Consider the following 24,782-nt stretch of genomic DNA (forward strand, 5'->3'; position numbering starts at 1 on the left):
TGTCCCGAAGCGCACCCCGCAGGCAGCCCGGGAAGGGGCACCGGTCGGGGTAGCCCCGACTGCCCTAAGAGGCAACACGTCGGGGCCGAGCGAGAACGAGCGTGCCCGGCGACTGGGACCGACCGCGCCGGGCCGGCCCTTCGCGCGGGCCGGGTCCGGGCCGTATCAGATGAAGCCCTGCCGCATCGCGTACGCCACGGCGTGCGAACGGTTGCGCAGCTGCAGCCGCGTCGTCACGTCATGGAGGATGTTCTTGACCGTACGCTCCGAGAAGGCCAGTGTCCGCGCGATCTCCGCGGTGTCGCTGCCCTCGGCGATCAGCCGCAGCACATCGACCTCCCGAGGGGCCAGCCCGGTGAACGCGAGGCCGCGCGGATCCAGCACCTGTCGCTGCAGCCGCCCCACCTGGTCCAGCAGCCGCCCCAGCAGGTCCGCGGGCACGCTGCCCTCGCCGCTCGCCGCCGCCGTGATGACCTGCACCAGCCGCTCAGTGGACGCCTCGGCTCGTCGGACGACACCCAGCACTCCGCATTCGGCGGCGGCGACCAGCCCCGCATCGTCGATCTCGGTGGCCACGAGCACGGTGCCGCATCCACCGCCTCGCTGGAAACGGCGCAACGTCTGCATCTCCGTTTCCCCGATCCGGTCCACGGACACGACGGCCACGGCCGGCCCGTCGTACTCCTCCTCCTCGCCCAGCAGCTGGAGCCGGGGACAGTTCCTCAACTGCCCCGCCAGTCCGGCGCGCGAGATCGGGTCCTGGGCCATCAGCCGCACCCCGATACGCTCCGCGCCGCTCTCTCCTTGGTATCGCATGTTCGGCATCCCCCTGTTCGGCGTCCCCACGCCATGCGCCTCAATCCAGGCACTTCCGCACCGGTCGTCCAGTGAACACCCGGGCAGTCAGCAGCCACTCCACGCCGGCTCAACGGGCAACGCAACGTGCCCCTGGGTGTGTCCGTAGGGGAGCGGAGCGCTCCGGCCCGGGTCCCTACCGTGCCCTCATGACCACTTCCGCTCATCTGGATACCTCTCCCGGCGCGGTGCTGCCCGGCGAGGAGGCACGGATCCCGCTCGAAATCCGCAACGGCGGAAACATCGTCGAGGCCTACAGTTTCGAGATCCTGGGTCCCGCCGCCGACTGGAGTGTGGTCGAGCCCGCGACGCTGTCCCTCAACCCCGGCACGGGCGGGCAGGTGGAGCTGGTGGTCCGCCCACCCCGGGACACCACGGTCCCCCCCGGTGAACTCCTCTACGCCGTAAGGGTGTTGCCTCAAGAACAACCGCATTGCGCCACGGTGCCCGAGGGCGTCCTCCACATCCGGCCGTACGCCGACTTCACTGCGGAACTGAGCCCGCGACTCGGGCAGGGCCGCACGGGTGCCCGATTCCAGGTGGCCTTGGACAACCGCGGCAACTATCCCCTGTACGTTGCCCTTTCGGGCAAGGATCAAGGTGATCTGCTGAAGTTCGGGCTGCCTTCCGGGCCCACAGTGGTGGAGCCCGGCCGGGCGGCGTTCGTGACATTGCCCGTCAAGCCGAAGAGATGGATGTGGCGCGGGGTGGACGTGCCGCACGTCTTCCAGGTGATCGCGGCCCCGTCCCCCGGGCCGGAGGGGGCGCCGGAGGTGGCCCCGGAGCCGCTCGACGGCAGTCTCGTGCAGCATCCGATCGTCTCGGCGGGCCTGCTGAAGCTGCTGATCGCGCTGCTGGTGCTCCTCGGTGTGCTGGCGGGTCTGTGGTTCGGTTTGCTGCGGCCGGTCGTCCGCAGCGCTGCCAAGGAGGCGGTGAAGGCCCCGGTCGAAGCGGCGGAGTCCAAGGCGGCCGAGGCCAAGGACGCGGCGGACGAGGCCAAGGAAGCCGCCTCGGCGGGCGCCGGCGGCGACAAGCCGGGCCCGGGCGGCAGCGCGGCCCCGTCCCCGTCGGCCTCGGCGACTCCGGGCACCGGCCCTGCCCCGCTCCCGCAGGCCGCCCTGTTCTCGCACCGCCTGACCTCCTCGGCGCCCGCGGGGGGCACAGCCGCGGCGACGTACACGGTCCCGGACGGCAAGGTGCTGCGCCTTACGGATCTGGTCCTGGAGAACCCGCAGGGCGACGCGGGCACCATCATGCTGTCGGTGGGCGGCAAGACACTCCTCGCTCCCGCGCTGGAGAACTTCCGCGAGCAGGACTTCCACTGGGCATCGGCGATCCTGGCGGGCCCGGAGCAGAAGGTCACGGTGACTCTCACCTGCCGCACAGTGGGCCGCCCGCCCTCCGGCCCGGCCCCCGACCGCTGCAACTCGGCGGTGCTCTTCAGCGGCACCCTGGAGTGACAGGCGTCCGGGACCGTGCGGTAAGAAGAAGCCTTGGCAGCCGCAGGTCGCACGCCCCGGCTCAGCGCACTCTCCCCCGCGCCTTCAGCGGCGTCGCCGGCAGTTCGGGGGCAGCAAGCGGAGGGCCGTCGTAGCCCTTGACCTCGCCGAACCGGGAGCCGTTCATCCAGTCCTCGCGGGCCTGTGCGATCTCCTCCTGGGACCGGCAGATCCAGTTCCAGAACATGATGATCTCCTCCTCGAACGGCTCGCCGCCCAGCAGCATCAGGCCGGCGTCGGACGCAGCACGCAGGGGGAGTTCGGAGCGGCCGCAGCCGAGGTAGAGCATCGAGCCTGGAAGGACCGGCACGCCGTCGACGTGGGCCTCGCCGGACATGGAGAGGACCGCGTACTCGAAGTCCGGGTCGAGCGGCAGCCGTACCTCCGTTCCGTGGGCCAGAGCGAGATCCGCGCCCACGATCGGGGTGTACGTCGGGCCCGGTGACGTCGCGCCGTCGAGGGAGCCGAGGACGACCGTGGCGGTCAGCCCGGGGGCGGTGACCCGGGGCAGGTCGGTGTGGTGCTGGAAGTGGGGATCGATGTGGCGGTGCTCCGCGGGCAGCGCCACCCACAGCTGGGCGCCGTGCAGGAAACGGCCGTGCGGCTTGGGGCTCTCCTCGGAGTGGCTGATCGCCCGCCCGGACGTCATGATCCCCAGTTCCCGTGGGCGGATGGTGGCGAGAGCGCCGGTGCTGTCGCGGTGCAGGACCTCGCCCTCGTGCAGCCAACTGACCGTCTGCAGGCCCATGTGCGGGTGCGGCGGCACCTGCATGCCCGGCTCGTCGGCGATGTCGTCGGGGCCGTAGTGGTCGACGAAGGCCCAGGCGCCCACCATGCGGCGGCCGAGGTTGGGCAGCAGGCGGCGGACTTCGGTGGATTCGCCGAGCGGGACCCTGCGGGGGCTGAGGAGTTCGCGGACGGGCTCGGCGACGACGAACCCACGACCGCCGCATACGGAGGGGGTGGCCTGACGATCGAGATTGCTCATGGTGCACAACCTATTCCCGTACGGGCACCGGGAGTCCACCCCGAGCGCCCGAGTTTCGTCTCGGTCGTGGTGCGGCGGCCGGGCAGCCGCGCCGAGGATCAGGCGAGGAGCCATGTGATCACGGACAGGGACCCCATGGAGCACACGGTGGACAGCACGACGGTGTCCGAGACGAGCCGGGTGTCCAGGCGGTACTGGGCGGCGAAGAGGAACACGTTCTGGGCCGTCGGCAGACCCGCGCACAGAACGACCGCCAGCAGGTCCTTGCCCTGGAGGCCGAACACCCAGCGGGCGAGCGCGTAGGCGAGCAGCGGCTGGACAACCGTTTTGAGGGTGACCAGGACGAGCCGCTCGGCACGCACGGCCGGCGCCGTTTCCGCGGGCAGTGCGTCGGCGGGCCCCGCCTTGCGGGTGCCCAGGGACATGCCGAGCGCGAAGAGCGCCGTGGGGACGGCGGCGGCGCCGAGCATCTGGGCCGGTGCGGTCACCGCCTCCGGCAGGCGCAGGTCCAGGGCGGCCGCCGCGACGCCTGCCGCCGAGGCGAGGATGATCGGGTTGCGCAGCGGCAGCCGCAGAAGGCGGCGCGTGCCGGCTGCACCGGGTGCGGCTTCGAGGTCCAGCAGGGTCAGGATCAGGGGTGTGACGAACAGGGTCTGGAAGAGGGCGGCCGCGACCATGAACGAGGCGTCGCCCAGTACGTGCACGGCCACCGGTATGCCCAGGTTGGCGGAGTTCACATAGGCGCCCGCCATGGCACCTATCGCCCGCTCGGCCCGCTTGCGGCGGAACACCCACCGTTCGATCAGCAGGCCGAGCCCGAGCATGATGAGGACGCCGGCGGCGAAGACGGCGACCCCGGGGTTCGCAAGATCGGAGACCCGGGCGCGCGACAGTGCGAGGAAGAGCAGCGCGGGCATGGCGAACGCGAAGGCGAACCGGCCCAGTACGGATTGCGCGTGCGGTCCGAGTACGTCGAAGCGGCCGGCGGCCCAGCCGAGCGCGGTGATCACCCAGATGGGCAGAAAGCCGGAGAGCACGGTCACCGGGCCAGCATGCCCGACGATGATCAAAGCCCCTTCGGCGCCCCGTTCCAAAGGGCGGCTCCCGGTCCGGGGCAGGGGAAAAAGGGAAAGACCGATCAGCCTGCCCGGTACGTCTCCAGCAGCCTCAGCCAGACCTCGCTGATCGTCGGGAAGGACGGGACCGCGTGCCACAGCCGGTCGACGGGCACCTCTCCGGCCACCGCGATCGTGGCCGAGTGCAGCAGTTCGCCGACGCCCGCCCCGACGAAGGTGACGCCGAGCAGGATCTCGCGATCCAGGTCGACGACCATGCGGGCGTGGCCGCGGTAGTTCTCCGCGTACAGCCCGGCGCCGGCGACCGAGGCGAGGTCGTAGTCGACGGCGCGGACCCGGTGTCCTGCCTGCTGCGCCTCTGCGAGCGACAGGCCCACGGCCGCCGCCTCGGGGTCGGTGAACACGACTTGCGGCACGGCGGCGTGGTCGGCCGTCGCGCAGTGCGCACCCCAGCGGTCGGACTCCAGCAGCGGGACGTGCTGCGCCCTGGCAGCGATGACGTCCCCGGCGATACGTGCCTGGTACTTGCCCTGATGGGTGAGCAGCGCCCGACGGTTGACGTCACCGACCGCGTACAGCCACTGCGTGCCCTCGACACGGCAGCTGTCGTCGACCTTCAGCCATGAGCCCGGTTCCAGGTCGACGGTCTCGAGTCCGATGCTGTCGGTGCGCGGTGCGCGGCCCGTCGCGAAGAGCATCTCGTCGGCCTCGACGCGCTCGCCGCCGGCGAGGACCAGCGTCGCGGGGCCGCTGCCGCCGGGACGCTCGACGGCGGTCACGTCGGTGTCCGTCCGGATCGTGACGCCGGCCTCCTTGAGGCTTTCGGCCACGAGCTCGCCCACGAACGGTTCCATTCTGGGCAGCAGCCCCCCGCCGCGCACGAGCATGGTGACCTGCGAGCCCAGCGCCTGCCAGGCGGTGGCCATCTCGACGCCGACCACTCCCCCGCCGACGATCGCCAGCCGCCCCGGCGCCTCACGGGCGCTCGTCGCCTCGCGGCTCGTCCACGCACCGGCGCCGGCCAGTCCGGGGATGTCGGGCAGCACGGCCCGGCTGCCGGTGCTGACGACGACGGCGTGCCGCGCGGTCAGCGAGTGGTGCTCGCCCTCCGGGCCGTACACGACGACCTTCTTGGGGCCGTGCAGAGCGCCCTTGCCGCGGTAGACGCGGGCGCCGATGGAGTCCAGCCAGGCCAGCTGGCCGTCGTCCTTCCAGTTCGACGCCTGCTCGTCACGGCGGGCGAGTACGGCCTTCGTGTCGAGAGGGCCCTGCACCGCGCTGCTCAGGCCGGGCAGCCTGCGGGCGTCGGCCCTGGCGATGACCGGGCGCAGCAGCGCCTTGCTCGGCATGCACGCCCAGTACGAGCAGTCGCCGCCGAGGAGTTCGCTCTCCACCACCGCGGTGCTCAGGCCCGCCGCTCTGGTCCGATCCGCCACGTTCTCCCCGACCGGGCCCGCGCCCAGCACTACGACGTCGTACTCCACAGCTCGGGTCATAGGGCCAGTCTGATGCGGGGTGTGCGCCTTGGCCACATGGGCAGGGGCAGGAATAGCACGGCCCCGGGCACCGTTGTCGGGGGCGAGTCCGCCGGACATCAGGAAGAGGTAGCACGTCATGAGCACCCTTGAGCTCACCAAGGACAACTTCGATCAGGTCGTGACCGACAACGACTTCGTCCTGATCGATTTCTGGGCTTCCTGGTGTGGTCCCTGCCGCCAGTTCGCGCCGGTCTTCGAGGGCGCGTCGGAGCGTCACCCCGACCTGGTGTTCGCGAAGGTCGACACCGAGGCCCAGCAGGAGCTGGCGGCGGCCTTCGAGATCCGTTCGATCCCCACGCTGATGATCGTGCGCGACAACGTCGCGGTCTTCGCCCAGCCCGGCGCGCTGCCCGAGTCGTCCCTGGAGGACGTCATCGGACAGGCCCGTGCGCTGGACATGGACGAGGTCCGCAAGTCGATCGAGGACGCCCAGAAGAGCGCTGCCGCTCCCGACGGCAGCCAGGGGGCCTGACGCGGCCCGACGGCCAGTCGTACGTGCGGGGCGTGAGGGACGAGGGCCCGATCACGCCCCGCACGTCTTTCGGTCTGTGGGTCCGTGCTCTGCGCGTCCGTGCATCTGTGCAGTGCGTCCGTGCCGGCGTCCGGGTCGGCGCTCCAGTACGAGCCGCGCAGCGGGCCGTCCCGCTACACCTCGCTCGCGTCGACGACCCGGGCCACCAGGCCCAGTGAGAGCTCCGCGCCGTCCACCAGCAGCGCCTCCACCGCGCGGGTCTCCGGGTCGATGTCGGCCTCGACGCCGTCGCCGACGTATCGGGGGTAGCCGGAGGCGCCCTGTTCTCCGGTGGCGTCGACGACGGCGGAGCGGATCGCGTTCCGGGTGAGCGTGGCGGTGTCGTGGGCTTCGACGGCTTCAGGGAGCACGAGGATCCCGAAGCGCTGCGGTTGAGTGTTCATGCAGGCGACGCTAGACACCCGCCGCGCACCGCGCACTACGGTGACGGGATGACTCGTTCCACCGCACCCGCGACCGGCGCACCCCGCCCGCACGGCTCCTCGCGCACCGACGCCTCCCCTGATCTGCCCGGCAGCACGGGCCCGACCGCCACGACGGAGGCCGATCCGGCGCGCGTCGGGCCGGTGCGCACCTCGTACGCCCCGGACCGGGACGGCGATCCGGACCCGGGCGAGATCGTGTGGACATGGGTGCCGTTCGAGGAGAACGACGGCCGCGGCAAGGACCGGCCGGTGCTGGTGGTGGCCCGGGAGGCGGCGGGCACGCTGCTCGCCGTACAGCTGTCCAGCAGGCGTCACGACCACGACCGCGAGTGGGTGCCGATCGGCGTCGGACCGTGGGACAGCTCCGGGCGCGAGTCGTGGGTGGACCTGGACCGGGTGCTGCGGGTGCACGAGGCGGGCATGCGCCGAGAGGCGAGCGCGCTGGACCGGCCCCGGTTCGACCGGGTCGTGCAGCGGCTGCGGAAGCGCTACGGCTGGAGCTGAACGCCCGCGCCGAGCCGGTCCGCGAAGGCGCTGCGGAAGGCGGCCGGGGCGGGTGATGTACCGGACCGGTCGAGGACCGCGAAGACGACCTCGTCGAAGTGGCCGGCGAACCGCCCCTCGCCGGTCAGCAGCCCATGGAAGACGCCGGCCACCACCGCCGGATCGTTGCGGAACACGCCGCAGCCCCATGCTCCGAGGACGAGACGGCGGTAGCCGCCGGCGACCGCCGTCTCCAGGACCCGCTCGGCGCGCGAGGCGAGCGCGGCGGGGATGCGGTGGGCCTCGCCCGGGGTGCGGCGGGTGATGACCCCGGCGTTGGGCGCGGGTGAGGTGAGGAAACCGACCGTGTACGGCTGCTCCAGCAGGCGGCCGCGGTCGTCACGGAAGACGGGCACGCCCGGGGAGAGGATCACCCGGTCGGTGTAGAAGACGCTGCGTTCGGCGCGGTGGTGGCCGTAGAACCCGGGCACCCGCAGCAGCGTGACGTACAGCGCGGAGGCCCGGCACAACGCCTCTTCCTGCGCCTGCGCCCCGCCCAGGTAACCGCCGCCGGGATTGCGCGCGGAGGCGAAGTTCAGAACGGCGACCGGGCCGGATCCGGCGCCGGTGAGCCGGCGCGCCGCCTGTGTGCTGCTCTCGCCCGTGACCTCGAAGGCGGTGACACGGTCGGTGTCCGGCATGACCGCGACAGGCGCGGGGCCGTACATCCGCGTGCCCTCCAGCGCCACTGTGAGCTCCTGCCGAATGGGCACCTCGCGTCCGCCGGGCAGACGGTACACCCCGGCCTCGACGATCTCCTCGGTCTGTTTCGCGATCCCCCGCAGTCGTGCACTCATGGCCGACATCATCGAGAACCTCGGGTGACGGCGGCAAACACATTTCCGCTGGGCATTCGGCTCCGAAGGTGCGCTCTTGTGCGGGGCCGAGGCCGTGGCCTTAGGTTGGCAGAGTCCCTTCGACAGGAGGAGCCGATCATGCACCCATCCGGGACGGACGACTTCGGCCGTCCGATGTCCGAGGCAGAGGCCGAGGACCTGCTCCGATGTATCTGCTTCAAGACCGGCCCGCCCCGCACCGTCGGTGTGGAGCTGGAGTGGCTGGTCCACGCACGGGAGCAACCGGAGAAACCGGTGGCTCAAGGCCGCCTCGAGGCGGCCTTCGACGACATACGCGCCCTGCCCCTGAATTCCGCGCTCACCTTCGAGCCGGGCGGCCAGCTGGAGCTCAGCTCGCGCCCCGCCGCCTCCCTGATGGAGTGCATCGACTCCACGGCCGCCGACCTGGACGCGGTACGAGCGGCGCTCCGCCCGGCAGGCCTGACTCTGAACGGGCTGGGACTGGATCCCTGGCATCCGCCCCGCCGCCTCCTCCATGAACCGCGCTACGACGCGATGGAGACGTACCTCGACCGTTCCGGTCCTTTCGGACGCACCATGATGTGCAGTTCCGCCTCCGTCCAGGTCTGTCTGGACGCCGGTGAGGAGGAGCCCGGGCCGCTCGGCCACGGCCGCCGCTGGCGGCTCGCCCATCTGGTCGGCGCCGTGCTGCTGGCGGCGTTCGCCAACTCCCCTGTGCTGGCCGGGCGCCGCACCGGCTGGCGCTCCAGCCGCCAGGCGGTGTGGAACATGCTCGACCCCGTGCGCCCCATGGCGCCGCCGCTGGAGGCGGAACCGCGTTCCGCATGGACGGCCCACGCTCTCGACGCCCCGGTGATGTGTGTGCGCATGCCGGAAGGCGCCTGGCAGTTGCCGCAGGGGCTCACCTTCCGGCAGTGGCTGCGCTCCGGTTCACCGCGGGCGGCGACGGCTCGGGACCTCGAGTACCACCTGACGACGCTGTTCCCACCCGTGAGGCCGCGGGGGCATCTCGAACTGCGCATGATCGACGCGCAGTCCGGCGAGGACGGCTGGATGGTGCCGCTGGCGGTCGCCGCCGCGCTCTTCGACGATCCGGAAGCGGCGGAGACCGTGTACCGCGCGCTCAAGCCGCTCGCCGAGTGCATGGACGCGCACGCACCCGCGCCGCGCAACCCCCTGTGGGTGGCGGCGGCTCGGCACGGCCTGGCCGACCAGGAGCTTCACGCCGCCGCCGTGACGTGCTTCGCCGCCGCGCTGGACGCGCTGGAACGGCTCGACGTGTCCACTCCCGTCCGCGACGCGGTCGCCCGCTTCAACGACCGCCATGTCCTGCGGGGCCGGTGTCCCGCCGACGACATGCGCATCCCCTCCGTGGCGAAGGAGTCCGGCACATGACCGACGAACTGCGGCGTCAGGCCCTCGACGCGCTGACCCGTGCCCGTACCCGTACCGCCGCTCTCACTTCCTGCGTGGACGACCGTGATCTGACCGCGCAGCACTCTCCCTTGATGTCACCGCTGGTCTGGGACCTGGCCCACATCGGCAACCAGGAGGAGCAGTGGCTGCTGCGCACCGTCGGCAAGGGCGATGCGCTGCGGCCCGAGATCGACTCCCTCTACGACGCCTTCGAGCATCCCCGCGCGATGCGTCCCTCCCTCCCGCTGCTGGCGCCGGCGGAAGCACGGATCTACGCCTCCGACGTCCGGGGCCGGGTGCTGGACATCCTGGAGCGGACCCCGTTCGAGGGTGGTCCGCTGGTGGACGCCGGCTTCGCGTTCGGGATGATCGCCCAGCACGAACAGCAGCACGACGAGACCATGCTGATCACCCATCAGCTTCGGAAGGGTCCGGCCGCGCTTTCCGCGCCCGAGCCGCCCGCCCATGACACGGGCCCGCTGCCGTCCGAAGTCCTCGTGCCCGGGGGGGCGTTCACGATGGGCACGTCCACGGAGCCGTGGGCGCTGGACAACGAGCGGCCCGCGCACAAGCGCATCGTGCCGGCATTCCACATCGACACCGTCCCGGTCACCTGCGGCCGGTACCAGGCCTTCATCGAGGACGGCGGCTACCGCGACCGGCGCTGGTGGGCCGCAGAGGGCTGGAACCAGATCCGGCAGCACAAGATCGGCGCGCCGCTGTTCTGGCGGCGGGAGGGCGGCGTGTGGCTGCGCCGCCGCTTCGGTGTGACGGAGGAGGTGCCGCCCGACGAGCCCGTCCTGCATGTCAGCTGGTACGAGGCCGATGCCTACGCCCGCTGGGCGGGGCGCCGGCTGCCCACGGAGGCCGAGTGGGAGAAGGCCGCCCGGCACGATCCGGGTACCGGCCGGGTCCGCCGCTACCCCTGGGGCGACGAGGACCCTTCGGCGGCGCATGCCAACCTCGGCCAGCGCCATCTACGGCCCGCCCCCGCGGGGAGTTACCCCGAGGGAGCCTCGCCGCTGGGCGTACGGCAGCTCATCGGCGACGTCTGGGAGTGGACTGCGAGCGACTTCCTGCCGTATCCCGGCTTCGCCGCGTTCCCCTACCGCGAGTACTCGGAGGTCTTCTTCGGCAGCGAGTACAAGGTGCTGCGCGGCGGTTCCTTCGCCGTCGACCCGGTCGCCTGCCGGGGCACGTTCCGCAACTGGGACCTGCCGGTGCGCCGCCAGATCTTCTCCGGATTCCGGACGGCGCGGGACGCCGAGGAGCGGAGCGGCAGGGACGGGGGCATGGCCTGATGTGCCGTCATATCGCTCTACTGGGACCGCCGGAGCCGCTGGGCGAGCTGCTCGTCGCGCCCGCGAACGGTCTGCTGCGCCAGTCGTGGGCGCCGCGCCGGCAGCGCTACGGCACGGTCAACGCCGACGGTTTCGGCGTCGGCTGGTATGCGGACGGCGATCCAGTGCCCGCCCGCTACCGGCGCGGGGGGCCGATCTGGGCGGACCTGTCGTTCACCGACCTGGCGCGAGTGGTGCGCAGTTCCGCGGTGCTCGCCGCCGTACGGGACGCCACCGCGCCCGGCGCGGACGGCGAGGCCGCGGCGGCGCCGTTCGCCTCCGGGCCATGGCTGTTCAGCCACAACGGGGCGGTGCGCGGCTGGCCCGCCTCGATGGGTGCGCTCGCCGGCGCGCTGCCGGCTGACGAACTGCTGTCGATGGAGGCCCGCAACGACTCGGCGCTGCTGTGGGCGCTGGTGCTGCACCGGCTGAGCGCGGGCGACAGCCTCGGCCAGGCGCTCGCCGACACCGTCCGTGACACGGCCGCGGCCTCGCCGGACTCCCGGCTGAACCTGCTCCTCACCGACGGCACGGCGATCGCCGCGACCGCGTGGGGCGACACCCTCTGGTGTCTCGCCGAGCCCGGCCGGCGCACGGTCGTGGCCTCCGAGCCGTACGACGACGATCCGCGCTGGCAGGAGGTGCCCGATCGCACCCTGCTCACCGCGACCCGCACAGAGATCCTGCTGACCGAGCTCAAGGAGCCGATCAAGTGAGCCCGTTCCTGCTGACCCGCACCCTGCCCGAGGACGCGACGGGCGCCGCGCTGCGTGGCGACGTGCTGCACGGCCTGACCCGTACACCGAAGTCCCTGCCGCCGAAGTGGTTCTACGACGCGCGCGGCAGCGAGCTGTTCGAGGAGATCACCCGGCTCCCCGAGTACTACCCGACCCGTGCCGAGCGGGAGATCCTCGCCGACCGGGCGCCCGAGATCGCAGCCGCCACCGGGGCGAAGACCCTTGTGGAGCTCGGGTCCGGCTCCTCCGAGAAGACCCGATACCTGCTCGACTCGCTGCCCGACCTGCAGAGTTATGTTCCGGTGGATGTGAGCGAGAGCGCTCTGACGGGCGCGGCCGAGGCGCTGCTCGCCGAGCGCCCGTCGCTGAACGTGCACGCCTTGATCGCCGACTTCACCCGGGGGCTTGCACTGCCCGGCACGCCGGGCCCGCGGTTGGTCGCGTTCCTGGGCGGCACGATCGGCAATCTGCTGCCGGGTGAGCGGGAGGTGTTCCTGAGGTCGGTGCGCACCCTGCTGGATCCGGGCGACTTCCTGCTGCTGGGGACGGACCTGGTGAAGGACGAGGCGGTGCTGGTCCGGGCGTACGACGACGCGGCCGGGGTGACGGCCGAGTTCAACAAGAACGTGCTCGCCGTCGTCGCCCGGGAGCTGGGGGCGGACGTCGATCCGGGCGACTTCGACCATGTGGCGTTGTGGGACCGCGACAACGAGTGGATCGAGATGCGGCTGCGGGCGCGTTCGGCGCTCACGGTGAAGATTCCGGAGCTGAATCTGGTGGTGCCCTTCGAAGCGGGCGAGGAACTGCGCACGGAGGTGTCCGCGAAGTTCCGTCAGGACGGAGTGCGGACCGAGCTGGTCGCCGCGGGCATGGAACTGACGCACTGGTGGACGGACAAGGAGGGCAGGTTCGCACTGTCGCTCGCGACGGCGAGCTGAGCGGCCAGGGCCAGTGAGCGGCGGTCGGGCCGGCTTCCGGGGAGGATCGGCGGCAACAGCCGGATCTCCGCGGTGAGCGCCCTGGCCGTCACGACCCGCCACAGGGAGGCGAGCAGCGGGTCGTCACCGACGAAGGCCGCCGCTCCGGTCGGAGAAAAGGTGATGCGTACGGGCTGGACGGCGACGCCGGCGTCGAGCGCGGCCTGGAAGGCAGCGGGCCGGAACCGTCCCCGGCCGCGGCCGCACCAGGTGGAGCCCTCGGGGAAGACGACGACCCGCGCCCCCGTGCGCAGCGCGCCGGCCATCACCGCCACGGTGGCGGGCAGCGTGCGCAGCCGGTCGCGCTCCAGGAAGAGGGTCCCGCCGCGAGCGGCGATCGGCCCGAGGAGGGGCCATGAACGCACCTCGCTCTTGGCGAGCATCCGCCCCGGCAGCACGGCGGCGACCAGCGGGATGTCCAGCCACGAGATGTGATTGGCGACGACGAGCGAGCCCCGCAGGCCGTGCGGCACGCCGACGACCCGCACCCGTACGCCGAACGCCCGCAGCACGGCCCGTGCCCAGCAGCGGGTCAGCCGGTGACGGACGGCGGTGCCCAGGGCCAGAGCGAGCAGCGCCGCGAACGGGCCGAGCAGCACGCCCGAGGCGACGGCCGCCAGGCCGGCCAGCAGTCGGACGGCGGCCCTGACCGGTCCGGCCGTGGCTTGGCGGTGAGTGGCGCAGCCCTGGGGTGTGCAGGGCGCTGTGGGCAGCCAGACGCTCATCGCACCGGTGCGAGGGAGAGGAAGTGGCGCAGGTAGCGGGGGTTGGTGCGGCGCAGCGACAGCAGGACGTAGAGGTCGGCGACATTGAAGTCGGGGTCGTGGGCGGGGGCGCCGCACACCCAGGCGCCGAGCCTGAGGTAGCCGCGCAGCAGCGGCGGCAGCTCGGTGTAGTCGGCGGAGCGGGTGACGGTCCCGGCGTTCCAGAGCCTGTGCGGTGTCACCCAGTACTCCTCGGGCGCGAGGTTCTTGGTCCGTACGGTGTCCCAGGTCGCGGCGGCGAGGGTGCCGCCGTCGGTGAGCGGGACGGAGCAGCAGCCGGCCAGCCAGTTGTGGCCGGTGCGGGTCATGTAACGGGCGAGGCCCGCCCAGGTGAGGGCGATCACGGCGCCGTTGCGGTGCAGTGGGTGGACGCAGGAGCGGCCGACCTCGACGAGGTCGTCCCGGATCGGGCCGAGGCGGGTGAGGTCGAACTCGCTCTCCGAGTAGAGGCGGCCGGCGATCCGGGCGCGCTCCGGGGGGAGCAGCCGGTAGGTGCCGACGACGTCGCCGGTGTCCGCCTCGCGGACGAGCAGGTGGTCGCAGTAGGCGTCGAAGGCGTCGGTGTCCAGGCCGGGCTCGGGCCCGTCGAGCCGGGCGCCCATCTCCCCGGCGAAGACCTGGTGTCGCAGTCGCTGGGCGGCACGGACCTCTTCCTGGTCGCGGGCGAGCGAGACCACGTAGCGGGGTGTGTCGCCCTGGGCAGGTCCGGGGGCGGGGGCGGGCAACGGAGCGGGGACGACGAGCGGGGATGCGGGCATGGCGGTCTCCTGTGCCGGACGGAGGGACGGACCGCGGGTGCGGCGGCCCGGCTCCTTGTTTCTTCCGTGGCCGGCTGGATTCGACATGACCGCCCGGCGGAGAGCGGATGTGAGAACTCTGAATGCCGGGCGACCGGACCGACCTCGCCCTTGGGCCCGGAAGGCCGGCTGAGACGCCGCCGGATCAGGGGCGGAGCGCCGCCGTGATCCTGCCGGAGGCTGCGCGGGCCTCACGTGCCGGGTCCTGGCCCTGGAGGACGGCCGTCATGTACGGCTTGATCGGGTTGTCGGCCTCGACCGCGGCCCACTGGGGGGAGTTGGGGGTGGCGCGGCCCTGTGCGGCGCCGGCCGCCATCGCGGCCGTGCCCTCGTTGCCCTCGATGACGCCGGCAAGAGTCGTCTTGTTGGGCACGTAGTTCATCGCCAGCGCGAGCTCGGTCTGCCATTTCTCGCTCGCGAGCGCCTTGACCACCTCGACGCCGGCGGACCGTTCGCGCGCGTTCTCGGGCACGATCAAATCGGAGCCTCCGATGAACACGGCGCCCGGCGCCTCGGCCGTCCTTCCGGGCACCGGGAAGAAGCCCAGCTTCCCCTTGAGCGCGGGGTTGGCCTTCTCGATGGCGGGCACCGCGCTCGGCACCGCGATGATCTGTGCGACGTCGCCCTTTGCGAAGACGTTCGCCTGGGGCGGTGTGACCTCGTCGGCGCCCTTCGGTCCGTCGCCGTGCGACTGGAGCTCCTTGTAGAAGGCCATGCCGCGCAGCGCCGCCTTCGTGTGCAGGGCGCCCTCCCAGTTGCCGCCCTTCTCGACGGCCAGTTGTCCGCCCTCGTCCCAGACGAACCCGGCGAGGGTGTACCAGTCCTGGCCCGAGAGGTAGATGCCCTGCCGGCCGTTGCCGTCGAGCTTCTCGGAGATCCCCAGCCACTCGTCGCGGTTCTTCGGCGGCTGAGGGATGCCCGCCGCAGCGAACAGGTCCTTGTTGTAGATGACGACCCGGTTGGCCGCGTACCAGGGGATGCCGTACTGGGAGCCGTTGATGCTGCCCGGTTCCGCGAGGCCCGGCAGCCATTCCTCGCTGCCGAGGTCCCGGACCGCCTCCAAGGTCAGGTCGCGCAGTGCGTCGCTCTGTGCGTACTGGGCGACCTGGGTGTTGCCGACCTCGATGACCTCGGGGGCGTCGTCGCTCTCGAGCACCGTCATGACCTTCTTGCCGATGCCCGTCCACTCCTGGAAGGTGACGTTCAGCTCGACGGACGGGTGCTCCTTCTCGTAGGCGCTGGTGAAACGCTCGAGGAACTCGTCGGAGACGCTGTCCCGCATCAGCCAGATGTCCACGGCGGTCTTCTGCGAACCGCCGGGCAGGACCCCGCAGCCGCCGAGCGTGACGGCACACACGAGCGCGGTGGGCAGGGCGAACGAGCGTTTCTTCACGTAGGACACCTTCTGCGTGGCACGGAGGATGGACCCGACGTTGGGGGAAGCGCTCGGCGCTCGCACGGGCGTGTGGCTGGATTTTGGTCTGTACCAAAGGTCCGGTCAAGTACGGCAACCGACGGAGAACCCGGTGAGCGCCGGACGCGGGGCACCCACGGGTTCTTCACGCCGCATTCACGCGGTGCGGCCCGAGCGCCGCCGCTCACTGCCGCACGAGGTCGGGCCGGTTCCTGCCGTACACCACCTCGACGGTCAGCCCGGGGCACTTCTCCAGCGCGGTGAGGTCCACGGCCCGGTGGACGTTCTGCTCGGGACGCAGCAGCGTCAGGCGCTTTAGGGACGGGAACGTCCGCGCGACGTGCGCGAGGTCTCCTGTCTCCAGGGCGGTCAGCAGTGTCAGCGAGCGGATGCCCGCCATCGTGGTGGGTGTGTGCCAGATCCATCCCCCGGGGGCGGCGATCGACAGTTGCAGCGCCCGCAGCTTCGGCAGGCTCTTGAGGCTCTCGAGGAGTTCCGGTACGGGCACGGGGTGCCAGAGCGCCAGGCTGCGCAGGCCCGACCACCGGCCGAGGTCGCCGACGTCGAAGCGGTCGCTGTCGACGGAGAGCCTGGCCACCGCGGGGTTGGCCGCCGGCAGCCGGCCGCCGGGCAGCCCCTTCAGCCGCAGTTCTCGCAGGTCCGGCAGTTCGGCGACGACGTCCAGGTCCGACGGCCCGAGCGGATCCGGGACCGGTGCGGACATGTGCAGTTCGGCGTACCGCACGGCGCCGAGCCGCGGAAGAAGGTGCAGCAGCTCACGCCGGTCGATCACGAACTGCAGGTCGTCGATCCGGATGTGGTCCAGGACGTCACGCGCGTACCGCCCGACGGGGAAGTCGGGCCAGGACGCGGCGATGTACTGGCGTACGGCCCGGGCGGGGACCTGGCCGTAGGCGCGGACCAGCGGCAGGCTCTCGGCCGTCCCGATCCTGCAGATGGTGTGGAGGACGAGCAACTGCTCGTGTTCGCCGAGCCCTTCGGCCTGCGGCAGCAGCGGCAGGACGTACGGGCCGAGCTTGGCCAGTTCGGTCGATCTGACGGCGTCGGAGGGCGGCAGGATGGCCGCGACCCGCTCCTCCACCGCGGTACGCGTGCTCTTGTCCAGGTAGAGGGCGCTCGTCGCGCAGGTGGCGGCCAGCAGATGCAGCCGCCAGCGCGTGGGGCCGGTCGCGGCGTCGCCCTGCGCCACCAGGCCGTCGACCACGCGTTTGACCTCGCCCCGGGTGCAGTGCCCGATGACGAGGCTCACCACGTCCTCCCACTCCTCCTCGTCCGCGTGTCGCAGCAGCTCACCGAGATGGTCGCTGTCCCTCAGTTCCTTGGCCGCCAGGTAGTCCTGGAAGGTGCGGTGGATGAACTGGACGCTGTCCTGGGTCCGTTCCTGGAGGACGCCGCTGCGGCTGAGGACGTGCCGCAGAATCTTCTCGACCGGGCCCTGGTCGGCGATCTGCGGCATGCCCTGCAGGGCTGCGGCCAGTTGCCCGCGGGCCTGCTCGTACGACAGCTGGGACTGGCCGTTGCGCACCAGCCAGGCCGCGATGCGCTGGAGCAGCAACTTGTGCTCGCCCGCGTCCAGTTCGATGCCCTCGGGCGCATCGATCCGCCGCAGTTTGTCGCGGCCGCCGAGAAGCATGTCGAGCGCGGCCACATACAGATCGGACCTGCGGGTCGGAAGCAACCCCTGGCGCTTTCTGTGCAGGGCGCAGATCACGGCGCACAGCAGGGGCGTACGGGCCAGGTCCCGCAGGGCGGGCGTGGTCTCGAACTGCCGGGCGAGCTCCTGCTCCAGCTCCGTGAGCACGGTCCGCTCGTCCGCGGAGACGGACGGTTCCAGCCGCGCGGCGTCGTGCCAGGCGCGGACGAACTCCTGGATGTGCTCGTCGCTCATGGGCAGCAGCCGCAGCTCCAGCACACCGTCGTCGAGACCGAGCCAGTCGCCCTCCACGGCGAGCGGCCGGAGTGTGACGAGGCAGCGCATCTCCGGGAACGCCTCCAGCAGATCGGTGAGCCACCGACGGGCCTCGTCCCGGTCCTCCTGCGGCACCTCGTCCAGGCCGTCGATCAGCAGCAGCCCTCGGCCGGAGTCGAGGACGCGCCGCGCCCAGCCCGTCGGGGCGGCGTCCACCGTCAGCCGTGCCACTTCGGCGAGGCCCGACGGGGTGGGGAAGGCGCCGTCGGCGCGGACGCTGCGCATGGGGACGACGAAGGGCACCAGGCCGTTGAGACGGGCGAGATGCGGCGCGAGGGTCCCCGCCGCCGCGTGGGCGGCCAGCCACCACACGAGTGTCGTCTTGCCGGCGCCCGCCTCTCCTCTCAGCAGTACGACACTCTTGTCGGTCGCCAGGAGCTCGTGCAGACGCCGTGGCCGCGCGGACCCGGCGGGCCGGCTCAGCTCACGGTACGAGGACTCCGCCTCCAGGTGCAGATAGGCGGCGTTCAGGTCCCAGCGGGAGGCCTTGTGGCCGAGTTCGTCGATGCCGATGATCTCGGTCCTGCGGAAGCGGCGTCCGAGGGCCTCGGCGTACTGCTCGGTGAAGCGTTCGTCGCGGGGGTGGACCTCGGTGACGTCCTCGAAACGGGGTGGGCCGTGCTCCCCGGGCCTGCGCGGAAGCCTGTTCTTCTCGAGCCGGTCCAACGGCTGGGCCTCCACCCGCAGATGGCCGCGGCCGCGGGGGACGTCCGTGACGATGCCGATCAGCACGCCGCCGGCGATGACGGGTGCGCCGGAGAGTCCTTCGAGAGGCGAGGTGCCGTCCGCGCGTTCGGTGGCCGGTGGCCGGGCGAACTCGCACGTGAGGACCTGCCGTGGCGATCCCGACAGCGGCAGCACGGTGACCTCGTACTGGTCGAGTTCCAGGGCGCCCGTCGGCGGGCGCCGCTGGATGTCGGGGAAACCGACGACCTGACAGCCCCGAATCGGCCGGCTCGTGCTCACCGACCCCCAGCGTGGCCGGTCCAGCCAGCCCTCCGGCGCGATCGGCAGCATCGGCGTCGCGGTCCGTAACAGGGCGATGTCGCCGCTGCGCCAGAGTTCCACGCACTCCACCCGGCCGGTGACGGCGGGATGGGCGACCCGGCCGGCGGGGCGGGGCCCGTACGAGCCCATGACGTGGGCGGCGGTGAGGACCAGAGACGGGGCTATGAGAACGCCGCTGCCCTGAAACGCTCCCTCGACCACCAGCACCCGGTCCGCCACCGACCAGGTTCGGCTGTTGTCCATCACGGCCCCCGCCCTTGAGTCCCACGGGCACGCCCCGGCCTCCTCGCGACCGGCGGCCACGTCCTCCACCCGCCCTTGGGGACGAATCCTCCCGCAGGACGGCGGCGTCGCGCGAGCGGTTCCGTGTGCCTGTGCCGGCCGACGCCTCCCGGCGCTCTCCCCGGACCGGCCCTGGCGCGACGCCTCGCGGGAAGCCTCCTCGTGGGGCACGGTGGAGTGAACGCATCGAGAGGAGTGCGACAGACATGTCGAACCACACCTACCGCGTCACCGAGATCGTGGGTACCTCGCACGACGGTGTCGACCAGGCCATCCGGAACGGGATCGCGCGGGCGTCGCAGACGTTGCGGGGCCTCGACTGGTTCGAGGTGACGCAGGTCCGCGGTCACATCGTCGACGGGCAGATCGAGCACTACCAGGTCGGTCTGAAGGTCGGCTTCCGCCTCGAGGACGGCGACTGACCGTCCCTGCACCCTCACGGGGCAGCAGCCTCAGGTGCGGCCCTCGCGCTCCTGTGCCTCCCGCATCGCGGCCGATGTGCTCGCCGCGCCCCAGCGTGCCGCCCGCACCACCCGGAAGCCGGCGCGCTCCGCGTCCTGGCAGACCAGCTCGTCGTCGTCGACCAGCACGCTGATCTCCCGCTCGCGGGCGAGTCGCCGCAGTATCTCGAGCTTGGTCCTGCGGGCCGGCCGCCGGTCGTCGTTGCGCCGCATGAAGATGCGCCCCTCGGGAAGCCCCTGGGCGGCGAGCCAGTCCACAGTGTCCGCCCTGCACCGCTCCGGCCTGCCCGTCAGATACATGACTTCGCACTCCTTCGCGGTCTCCAGGCACAGCGCCACGCCCTCGGCGAGCGGCGGGTCGTCTGGTGCGGCGGCGAAGAAGGCGTCCCAGGCGCGCGGCTTGCGTTCCAGCAGGTGCTGGCGGTGCCCGGCGTCGGAGAGCGTCCCGTCGAGGTCGAATACGGCCAGCGGCCTGCTGCTGCGCGTCACGTTCCCCACCCTATGCAGGAGAACGGGAATCCCGGCGGGCGGTGAGCGTTGAACCGGGATGTGAGCTCAGCGATCGCATCGACCCGCCTGTCCGTGCTCGACCGTTCCCGCACCCGGGAGGGGTACGACGGTCCCGCCGCCCTGCGCGACACCGTGGGCCTCGCCCGGCATGCCGAGGCACTCGGCTACCACCGTTTCTGGGTCTCGGAGCATCACGGTGTGCCGGGCGTCGCGGGTTCGGCGCCGACGGTGCTCGCGGCGGCCGTCGCGGCGGCCACCGCATCGATCCGGGTGGGGACCGGCGGGGTCATGCTGCCCAACCACCAGCCCCTGGTGGTCGCCGAGCAGTTCGGGGTGCTGGAGTCACTCTTCCCGGGCCGCATCGACATGGGGCTCGGCCGTTCCGTCGGTTTCACCGACGGCATCCGCAGGGCGCTCGGCCGGGAGAAGAAGGACGCCGAGGACTTCGCGGCGCAACTGGAGGAGCTGCTGGGCTGGTTCACCGGCGAGCAGTCCGCGCATCCCCGGGTCCACGCCCGCCCCTCCGAGGGGTTGCGGGTCCCGCCCTATCTGCTCGCCACCGGCGAGGGCGCCGGTATAGCGGCGCATGCCGGCCTGCCGTTGGTCATCGGCGATCTGCGGGGGCGCGACCGGCTGCTGACGGCCGTGGACGGCTATCGGCGGGAGTTCCGCCCGTCCCTGTGGGCCGAGCGGCCGTACGTGGTGGTCGCGGGCACGGTCGCGGTCGCCGGGACGGAGGAGGAGGCGCGCCGACTACTGATGCCGGAGGCCTGGTCCATGGCGTACTCCCGCACCCATGGGACCTTCCCGCCGCTCATGCCGCCGGAGCGGATCGAGGCCCTGGAGATGACCGACAAGGAGCGCGGCTTCTACGAGGCGGGGCTGCGGGGCCACATCGCGGGCACCGAGGAACAGGTCGCCGATGCTCTGGAGACGGCGGTCAAGGAGAGCGGCGCCGACGAGGTGCTGGTTACGACAAGCACGTACGACCGCGAGGCGCTGCTGGACTCGCTGCGGCGTCTGGCCCGGCTGGCGGGACCGAGCCCGAGGGGCTGACCAGCGACGACACCTGGACTCGTCCCTCATGCACACCCTCCCGCGCGACGCCCTGGTCGCGCTCACCGGCGTGTCCGGCTCCGGGAAGTCCTCCCCGGCGTTCGGCACCGTTGGAGGTCGTGGCCGGGGCGGACCGGGTGATCGACATGGGACCGGGCGGAGGTGACGACGGCGGCCGCATCGTCGCGTCCGCCTCCCCGGCCGAGGTGGCGCGGGCGGCCGGCAGCCGCACCGCGCCGTATCTCGCAGAGGCGCTCGGACGGCGGGACCGGTCCCCGGCCTACCGCCTGGCCTTACGGGTCGCCCGAAGCCACTCCCGGTTCATCGCGGCGATGGACGGCAGCGGGATGCCCTTCGGGCAGGCGGTGGCGCACTCCCCGGTGAGGGTGCAGCCGCCGAAGCCCTCGTCGTCCATGGCCGCGACCATGTCGAGCACCCGGGTCTCGCGCTCCGGAGCGCCCTGGGGCAGCACATTGAGGTGGTTGACCTTGGCGGAGGTGAAGAGCATCGCCGAGCCGTTGGGACAGGCCGCCACACACGCTCCGCAGCCGATGCACTCGGCGTGCTCGAAGGCGGAGTCGGCGTCGGGCTTCGGCACGGGCGTGGCATGGGCCTCGGGGGCCGAGCCGGTGGGAGCGCTGATGTAGCCGCCGGCCTGGATGATCCGGTCGAAGGCCGAGCGGTCCACCACCAGGTCCTTCACGACGGGAAAGGCCGAGGCCCGCCACGGCTCGACGTCGATGGTGTCGCCGTCGCGGAAGGAGCGCATGTGGAGCTGGCAGGTGGTGGTGCGTTCGGGGCCGTGGGCGTCACCGTTGATGACGAGGGAGCAGGCGCCGCAGATGCCCTCGCGGCAGTCGTGGTCGAAGGCGACCGGCTCCTCGCCGCGAAGGATGAGGTCCTCGTTGAGGGTGTCGAGCATCTCCAGGAACGACATGTCCGGGGAGATGCCGTCCACCTCGTAGGTGGCCATGGCGCCCTCGGCGTCCGTGTTCTGCTGGCGCCAGACGCGCAGGTTGAGCTTCATGCGTAGCTCCGCTGAGTGGGGTGGACGTACTCGAAGACGAGGTCTTCCTTGTGGAGTTCCGGGGCCTGGCCGGTGCCCCGGTACTCCCAGGCCGCGGCGTAGCCGAACTCCGCGTCCTTGCGGGCGGCCTCGCCGTCGGGGGTCTGTGACTCCGCGCGGAAGTGGCCGCCGCAGGACTCGGCGCGGTGGAGGGCGTCGAGGCACATCAGCTCGGCCAGTTCCAGGTAGTCGATGATGCGGTTGGCCTTCTCCAGCGACTGGTTGAACTCCTCGCCGGTCCCGGGCACCTTGATCCGCCGCCAGAACTCCTCCCGGATCTGCGGGATCCGGCTCAGAGCCTTGCGCAGGCCCTCGTCGGTGCGGGCCATTCCGCAGAACTCCCACATCACCTCGCCGATCTCGCGGTGGAAGGAGTCGGGCGTACGGTCGCCGTCGACGGCCAGCAGCCGCTTCAGCCGGTCCTGTGTCGCCGCGACGGCCTCGCTGACCGCCGGATCCGAGGGGTCCACCGTCTCGAACCCGCCACGGGCGAGGTAGTCGTTGATGGTGGACGGCAGCACGAAGTAGCCGTCGGCGAGGCCCTGCATGAGGGCGGAGGCGCCGAGACGGTTGGCACCGTGGTCGGAGAAGTTGGCCTCACCGACGGCGAAGAGGCCGGGGACGGTGGTCTGGAGGTCGTAGTCGACCCAGAGCCCGCCCATCGTGTAGTGGACGGCCGGGTAGATCCGCATCGGGACGTCGTACGGGTTCTCCGCGGTGATCCGCTCGTACATCTCGAAGAGGTTGCCGTACTTCTCCTCGACCTTGGCCCTGCCCAACCGGGCGAGGGCGTCGGCGAAGTCCAGGTACACGCCCTGGCCGCCGGGGCCGACGCCGCGCCCCTCGTCGCAGACGTTCTTCGCGGCCCGAGAGGCGATGTCGCGCGGGACGAGGTTGCCGAAGGAGGGGTAGATGCGCTCGAGGTAGTAGTCGCGCTCGTCCTCGGGGATCTCGTTCGGCGGCCGGGCGTCGCCGCGGGCCTTGGGCACCCAGATGCGGCCGTCGTTGCGCAGGGACTCGCTCATCAGCGTCAGCTTGGACTGGTGGTCGCCGGTGCGCGGGATACAGGTGGGGTGGATCTGGGTGAAGCACGGGTTGGCGAAGTACGCGCCGCGCCGGTGGGCGCGCCAGATCGCGGTCGCGTTGGAGTTCATGGCGTTCGTCGACAGGTAGAAGACGTTGCCGTAGCCGCCGCTGGCGAGCACCACCGCGTCGGCGAAGTACGTCGAGATCTCCCCCGTGATCAGATCGCGGGCGACGATGCCGCGGGCCCGTCCGTCGACGACGATCAGGTCGAGCATCTCGGTGCGCGCGTGCATCGTGACAGTGCCTGCCGCGATCTGGCGGGAGAGCGCCTGGTAGGCGCCGAGCAGCAGCTGCTGGCCGGTCTGGCCGCGGGCGTAGAAGGTGCGGGAGACCTGGACGCCGCCGAAGGAGCGGGTGTCGAGCAGCCCCCCGTACTCGCGGGCGAACGGGACGCCCTGGGCTACGCACTGGTCGATGATCTCGACGGAGATCTCCGCGAGGCGGTGGACGTTCGACTCGCGGGCCCGGAAGTCACCGCCCTTGACGGTGTCGTAGAAGAGCCGGTGGATCGAGTCGCCGTCGTTGCGGTAGTTCTTGGCCGCGTTGATGCCGCCCTGGGCGGCGATCGAATGCGCCCGCCGCGGGGAGTCCTGGTAGCAGAACTGCTCGACGTGGTAGCCCTGTTCGGCGAGTGTGGCGCCTGCTGCGCCGCCCGCGAGACCGGTGCCCACCACGATCACGGTGTGGCCCCGGCGATTGGCCGGGTTGACCAGCTTGGCCTCGAAGCGGCGCCTGGCCCAGCGTTCGGCGACGGGTCCGGCGGGGGCCTTGGTGTCGGCGATCGGGGCGCCGACCTTGTAGTCGGCGTAATCGGGGTAAGTCATGTCAGCTCACCACTCCGGTCATGACGGCGACGGGTACGGACACGAATCCGGCGGTCAGCACGAGTGCCAGGCCGTTTGCCATGGCCTTGAGGGCGCGGTCGCGGCGGGCGTTGCCGGCACCGAGGGTCTGGGCGGCGCTCCAGAAGCCGTGCCGGACATGGAGGCCGACGGCCAGCATGGCGACGATGTAGATCACGTTGCCGTACCAGGTGGAGAAGGTGTCCACGACGTTCTGGTACGGGCGTCCCTCCTCGAAGCCGCCCACATGGACGGTGCCGGTGGTCAGGTCGAGGATGTGCCAGACGATGAACAGCGCGAGGATGATGCCGCCCCAGCGCATGGTGCGGGTCGCGTAGCTCGCGCGGGGCCGCTTGTGCACATATGCGGTGGGCCTGGCCTTGATGTCGCGCCGGCTGAGCTGGTACGCGCTGACCGCGTGCCCGATCACGGCGGCGAGCAGCCCCACGCGGACGATCCACAGGGCCCAGGAGTGGTGCAGCACCGGGGCGCCCATGGTGCGCAGCCAGTGGCCGTAGGCGTTGAACTCCCCCGGCCCGAAGAAGATCTTGAGGTTGCCCATCACATGGGCGACGAGGTAGCCGAGCATGATCAGACCGCTGAGGGCCATGACCGTCTTCTTGCCGACGGTCGAGCGCCAGAAGATGCGTGTCATGGACGGTTGTGGTTCCGTCCGTCGTTCCGTCCGCGTTGCCAGAGCCATGAGGCCGACGCTAGGGCCGAGGGTCATCAGAGGTCCAAGACATGATTCGGCTCATGTCC

General features: G+C 71.6%; 23 protein-coding genes. 9 read left to right on the forward strand and 14 right to left on the reverse strand.

Annotation, left to right across the window (positions count from 1 at the left end):
• Positions 1-165 precede the first annotated feature (165 nt).
• Complete coding sequence (locus tag IE198_RS00555; protein WP_189881502.1) at positions 166-816, reverse strand: response regulator transcription factor; 651 nt, start codon at positions 814-816, stop codon at positions 166-168.
• A gap of 188 nt (positions 817-1,004) precedes the next feature.
• Here IE198_RS00555 and IE198_RS00560 point away from each other — a divergent pair, with 188 nt between their 5' ends.
• Complete coding sequence (locus IE198_RS00560) at positions 1,005-2,315, forward strand: COG1470 family protein (RefSeq protein WP_189881503.1); 1,311 nt, start codon at positions 1,005-1,007, stop codon at positions 2,313-2,315.
• 61 nt (positions 2,316-2,376) lie between these two features.
• On the opposite strand, the gene IE198_RS00565 is transcribed toward IE198_RS00560, so the two are convergent.
• The 3 genes from IE198_RS00565 to IE198_RS00575 form a co-directional block, all read right to left on the reverse strand.
• Entirely contained in the window at positions 2,377-3,342 is a 966-nt protein-coding gene (locus tag IE198_RS00565; RefSeq protein WP_189881504.1) for a pirin family protein, read from the reverse strand.
• A gap of 98 nt (positions 3,343-3,440) precedes the next feature.
• Positions 3,441-4,385: an AEC family transporter gene (locus IE198_RS00570; protein ID WP_189881505.1), complete on the reverse strand. Its 945-nt coding sequence runs from the start codon at positions 4,383-4,385 to the stop codon at positions 3,441-3,443.
• A 95-nt stretch (positions 4,386-4,480) separates the two neighbouring features.
• Positions 4,481-5,914 carry a dihydrolipoyl dehydrogenase family protein gene (locus IE198_RS00575; protein WP_189881506.1) on the reverse strand — a complete coding sequence of 478 codons (1,434 nt, stop codon included), beginning with the start codon at positions 5,912-5,914 and terminating at the stop codon, positions 4,481-4,483.
• Between the two features lie 118 nt (positions 5,915-6,032).
• On the opposite strand from IE198_RS00575, the gene trxA reads away from it, so the two are divergent.
• Entirely contained in the window at positions 6,033-6,428 is a 396-nt protein-coding gene (gene trxA / locus IE198_RS00580) for a thioredoxin (RefSeq protein ID WP_189881507.1), read from the forward strand.
• A gap of 173 nt (positions 6,429-6,601) precedes the next feature.
• On the opposite strand, the gene IE198_RS00585 is transcribed toward trxA, so the two are convergent.
• Positions 6,602-6,871, reverse strand: coding sequence for a hypothetical protein (locus IE198_RS00585; protein ID WP_189881508.1), 270 nt, complete (start codon positions 6,869-6,871; stop codon positions 6,602-6,604).
• Between the two features lie 48 nt (positions 6,872-6,919).
• Here IE198_RS00585 and IE198_RS00590 point away from each other — a divergent pair, with 48 nt between their 5' ends.
• On the forward strand, positions 6,920-7,417 hold the full coding sequence (locus IE198_RS00590) for a type II toxin-antitoxin system PemK/MazF family toxin (protein WP_189881509.1): 498 nt from the start codon (positions 6,920-6,922) through the stop codon (positions 7,415-7,417).
• On the opposite strand, the gene IE198_RS00595 is transcribed toward IE198_RS00590, so the two are convergent.
• Positions 7,402-8,253: a TIGR02452 family protein gene (locus IE198_RS00595; RefSeq protein ID WP_189881511.1), complete on the reverse strand. Its 852-nt coding sequence runs from the start codon at positions 8,251-8,253 to the stop codon at positions 7,402-7,404. The genes IE198_RS00590 and IE198_RS00595 overlap by 16 nt on opposite strands.
• Positions 8,254-8,391: 138 nt before the next feature.
• On the opposite strand from IE198_RS00595, the gene egtA reads away from it, so the two are divergent.
• Genes egtA through egtD form a run of 4 tightly spaced genes read left to right on the forward strand, consistent with a single transcriptional unit; the run spans position 8,392 to position 12,705 of the window.
• A complete protein-coding gene (egtA, locus tag IE198_RS00600) occupies positions 8,392-9,669 on the forward strand; it encodes an ergothioneine biosynthesis glutamate--cysteine ligase EgtA (RefSeq protein WP_189881513.1) in 1,278 nt (425 codons plus the stop codon).
• Positions 9,666-10,991, forward strand: coding sequence for an ergothioneine biosynthesis protein EgtB (gene egtB, locus IE198_RS00605; protein ID WP_189881515.1), 1,326 nt, complete (start codon positions 9,666-9,668; stop codon positions 10,989-10,991). The genes egtA and egtB overlap by 4 nt, the downstream gene beginning before the upstream one ends.
• Complete coding sequence (gene egtC / locus IE198_RS00610; protein WP_189881517.1) at positions 10,991-11,746, forward strand: ergothioneine biosynthesis protein EgtC; 756 nt, start codon at positions 10,991-10,993, stop codon at positions 11,744-11,746. Before egtB ends, egtC begins: the two co-directional genes overlap by 1 nt.
• On the forward strand, positions 11,743-12,705 hold the full coding sequence (egtD, locus tag IE198_RS00615) for an L-histidine N(alpha)-methyltransferase (RefSeq protein WP_189881519.1): 963 nt from the start codon (positions 11,743-11,745) through the stop codon (positions 12,703-12,705). Before egtC ends, egtD begins: the two co-directional genes overlap by 4 nt.
• Here egtD and IE198_RS00620 read toward each other — a convergent pair.
• The 4 genes from IE198_RS00620 to IE198_RS00635 form a co-directional block, all read right to left on the reverse strand.
• Positions 12,600-13,469 (reverse strand): lysophospholipid acyltransferase family protein, encoded by an 870-nt coding sequence (locus IE198_RS00620; RefSeq protein ID WP_189881521.1) that lies wholly within the window; start codon positions 13,467-13,469, stop codon positions 12,600-12,602. The two genes, egtD and IE198_RS00620, sit on opposite strands and share 106 nt — an antisense overlap.
• A complete protein-coding gene (locus IE198_RS00625) occupies positions 13,466-14,266 on the reverse strand; it encodes a GNAT family N-acetyltransferase (RefSeq protein ID WP_189881522.1) in 801 nt (266 codons plus the stop codon). The genes IE198_RS00620 and IE198_RS00625 overlap by 4 nt, the downstream gene beginning before the upstream one ends.
• A gap of 184 nt (positions 14,267-14,450) precedes the next feature.
• Entirely contained in the window at positions 14,451-15,698 is a 1,248-nt protein-coding gene (locus tag IE198_RS00630; RefSeq protein WP_229833659.1) for an extracellular solute-binding protein, read from the reverse strand.
• A 205-nt stretch (positions 15,699-15,903) separates the two neighbouring features.
• A complete protein-coding gene (locus IE198_RS00635) occupies positions 15,904-18,960 on the reverse strand; it encodes an NACHT domain-containing protein (protein ID WP_189881524.1) in 3,057 nt (1,018 codons plus the stop codon).
• A 245-nt stretch (positions 18,961-19,205) separates the two neighbouring features.
• On the opposite strand from IE198_RS00635, the gene IE198_RS00640 reads away from it, so the two are divergent.
• Positions 19,206-19,421 (forward strand): dodecin, encoded by a 216-nt coding sequence (locus tag IE198_RS00640; protein WP_189881526.1) that lies wholly within the window; start codon positions 19,206-19,208, stop codon positions 19,419-19,421.
• A gap of 30 nt (positions 19,422-19,451) precedes the next feature.
• On the opposite strand, the gene IE198_RS00645 is transcribed toward IE198_RS00640, so the two are convergent.
• On the reverse strand, positions 19,452-19,949 hold the full coding sequence (locus IE198_RS00645; RefSeq protein WP_189881528.1) for a phosphatase domain-containing protein: 498 nt from the start codon (positions 19,947-19,949) through the stop codon (positions 19,452-19,454).
• A 60-nt stretch (positions 19,950-20,009) separates the two neighbouring features.
• On the opposite strand from IE198_RS00645, the gene IE198_RS00650 reads away from it, so the two are divergent.
• Positions 20,010-21,026: an MsnO8 family LLM class oxidoreductase gene (locus IE198_RS00650; RefSeq protein WP_189881530.1), complete on the forward strand. Its 1,017-nt coding sequence runs from the start codon at positions 20,010-20,012 to the stop codon at positions 21,024-21,026.
• A gap of 280 nt (positions 21,027-21,306) precedes the next feature.
• Here IE198_RS00650 and IE198_RS00655 read toward each other — a convergent pair whose 3' ends face one another.
• The 3 genes from IE198_RS00655 to IE198_RS00665 are packed head-to-tail and all read right to left on the reverse strand — an operon-like array spanning position 21,307 to position 24,723.
• Entirely contained in the window at positions 21,307-22,053 is a 747-nt protein-coding gene (locus IE198_RS00655; protein WP_189881532.1) for a succinate dehydrogenase/fumarate reductase iron-sulfur subunit, read from the reverse strand.
• Complete coding sequence (locus IE198_RS00660) at positions 22,050-24,002, reverse strand: fumarate reductase/succinate dehydrogenase flavoprotein subunit (protein WP_189881534.1); 1,953 nt, start codon at positions 24,000-24,002, stop codon at positions 22,050-22,052. The genes IE198_RS00655 and IE198_RS00660 overlap by 4 nt, the downstream gene beginning before the upstream one ends.
• A 1-nt stretch (position 24,003) precedes the next feature.
• Complete coding sequence (locus IE198_RS00665) at positions 24,004-24,723, reverse strand: succinate dehydrogenase (RefSeq protein ID WP_189881536.1); 720 nt, start codon at positions 24,721-24,723, stop codon at positions 24,004-24,006.
• Positions 24,724-24,782 lie beyond the last annotated feature (59 nt).

It is taken from the genome of Streptomyces xantholiticus, from assembly GCF_014651015.1.
Taxonomy (GTDB): domain Bacteria; phylum Actinomycetota; class Actinomycetes; order Streptomycetales; family Streptomycetaceae; genus Streptomyces; species Streptomyces xantholiticus.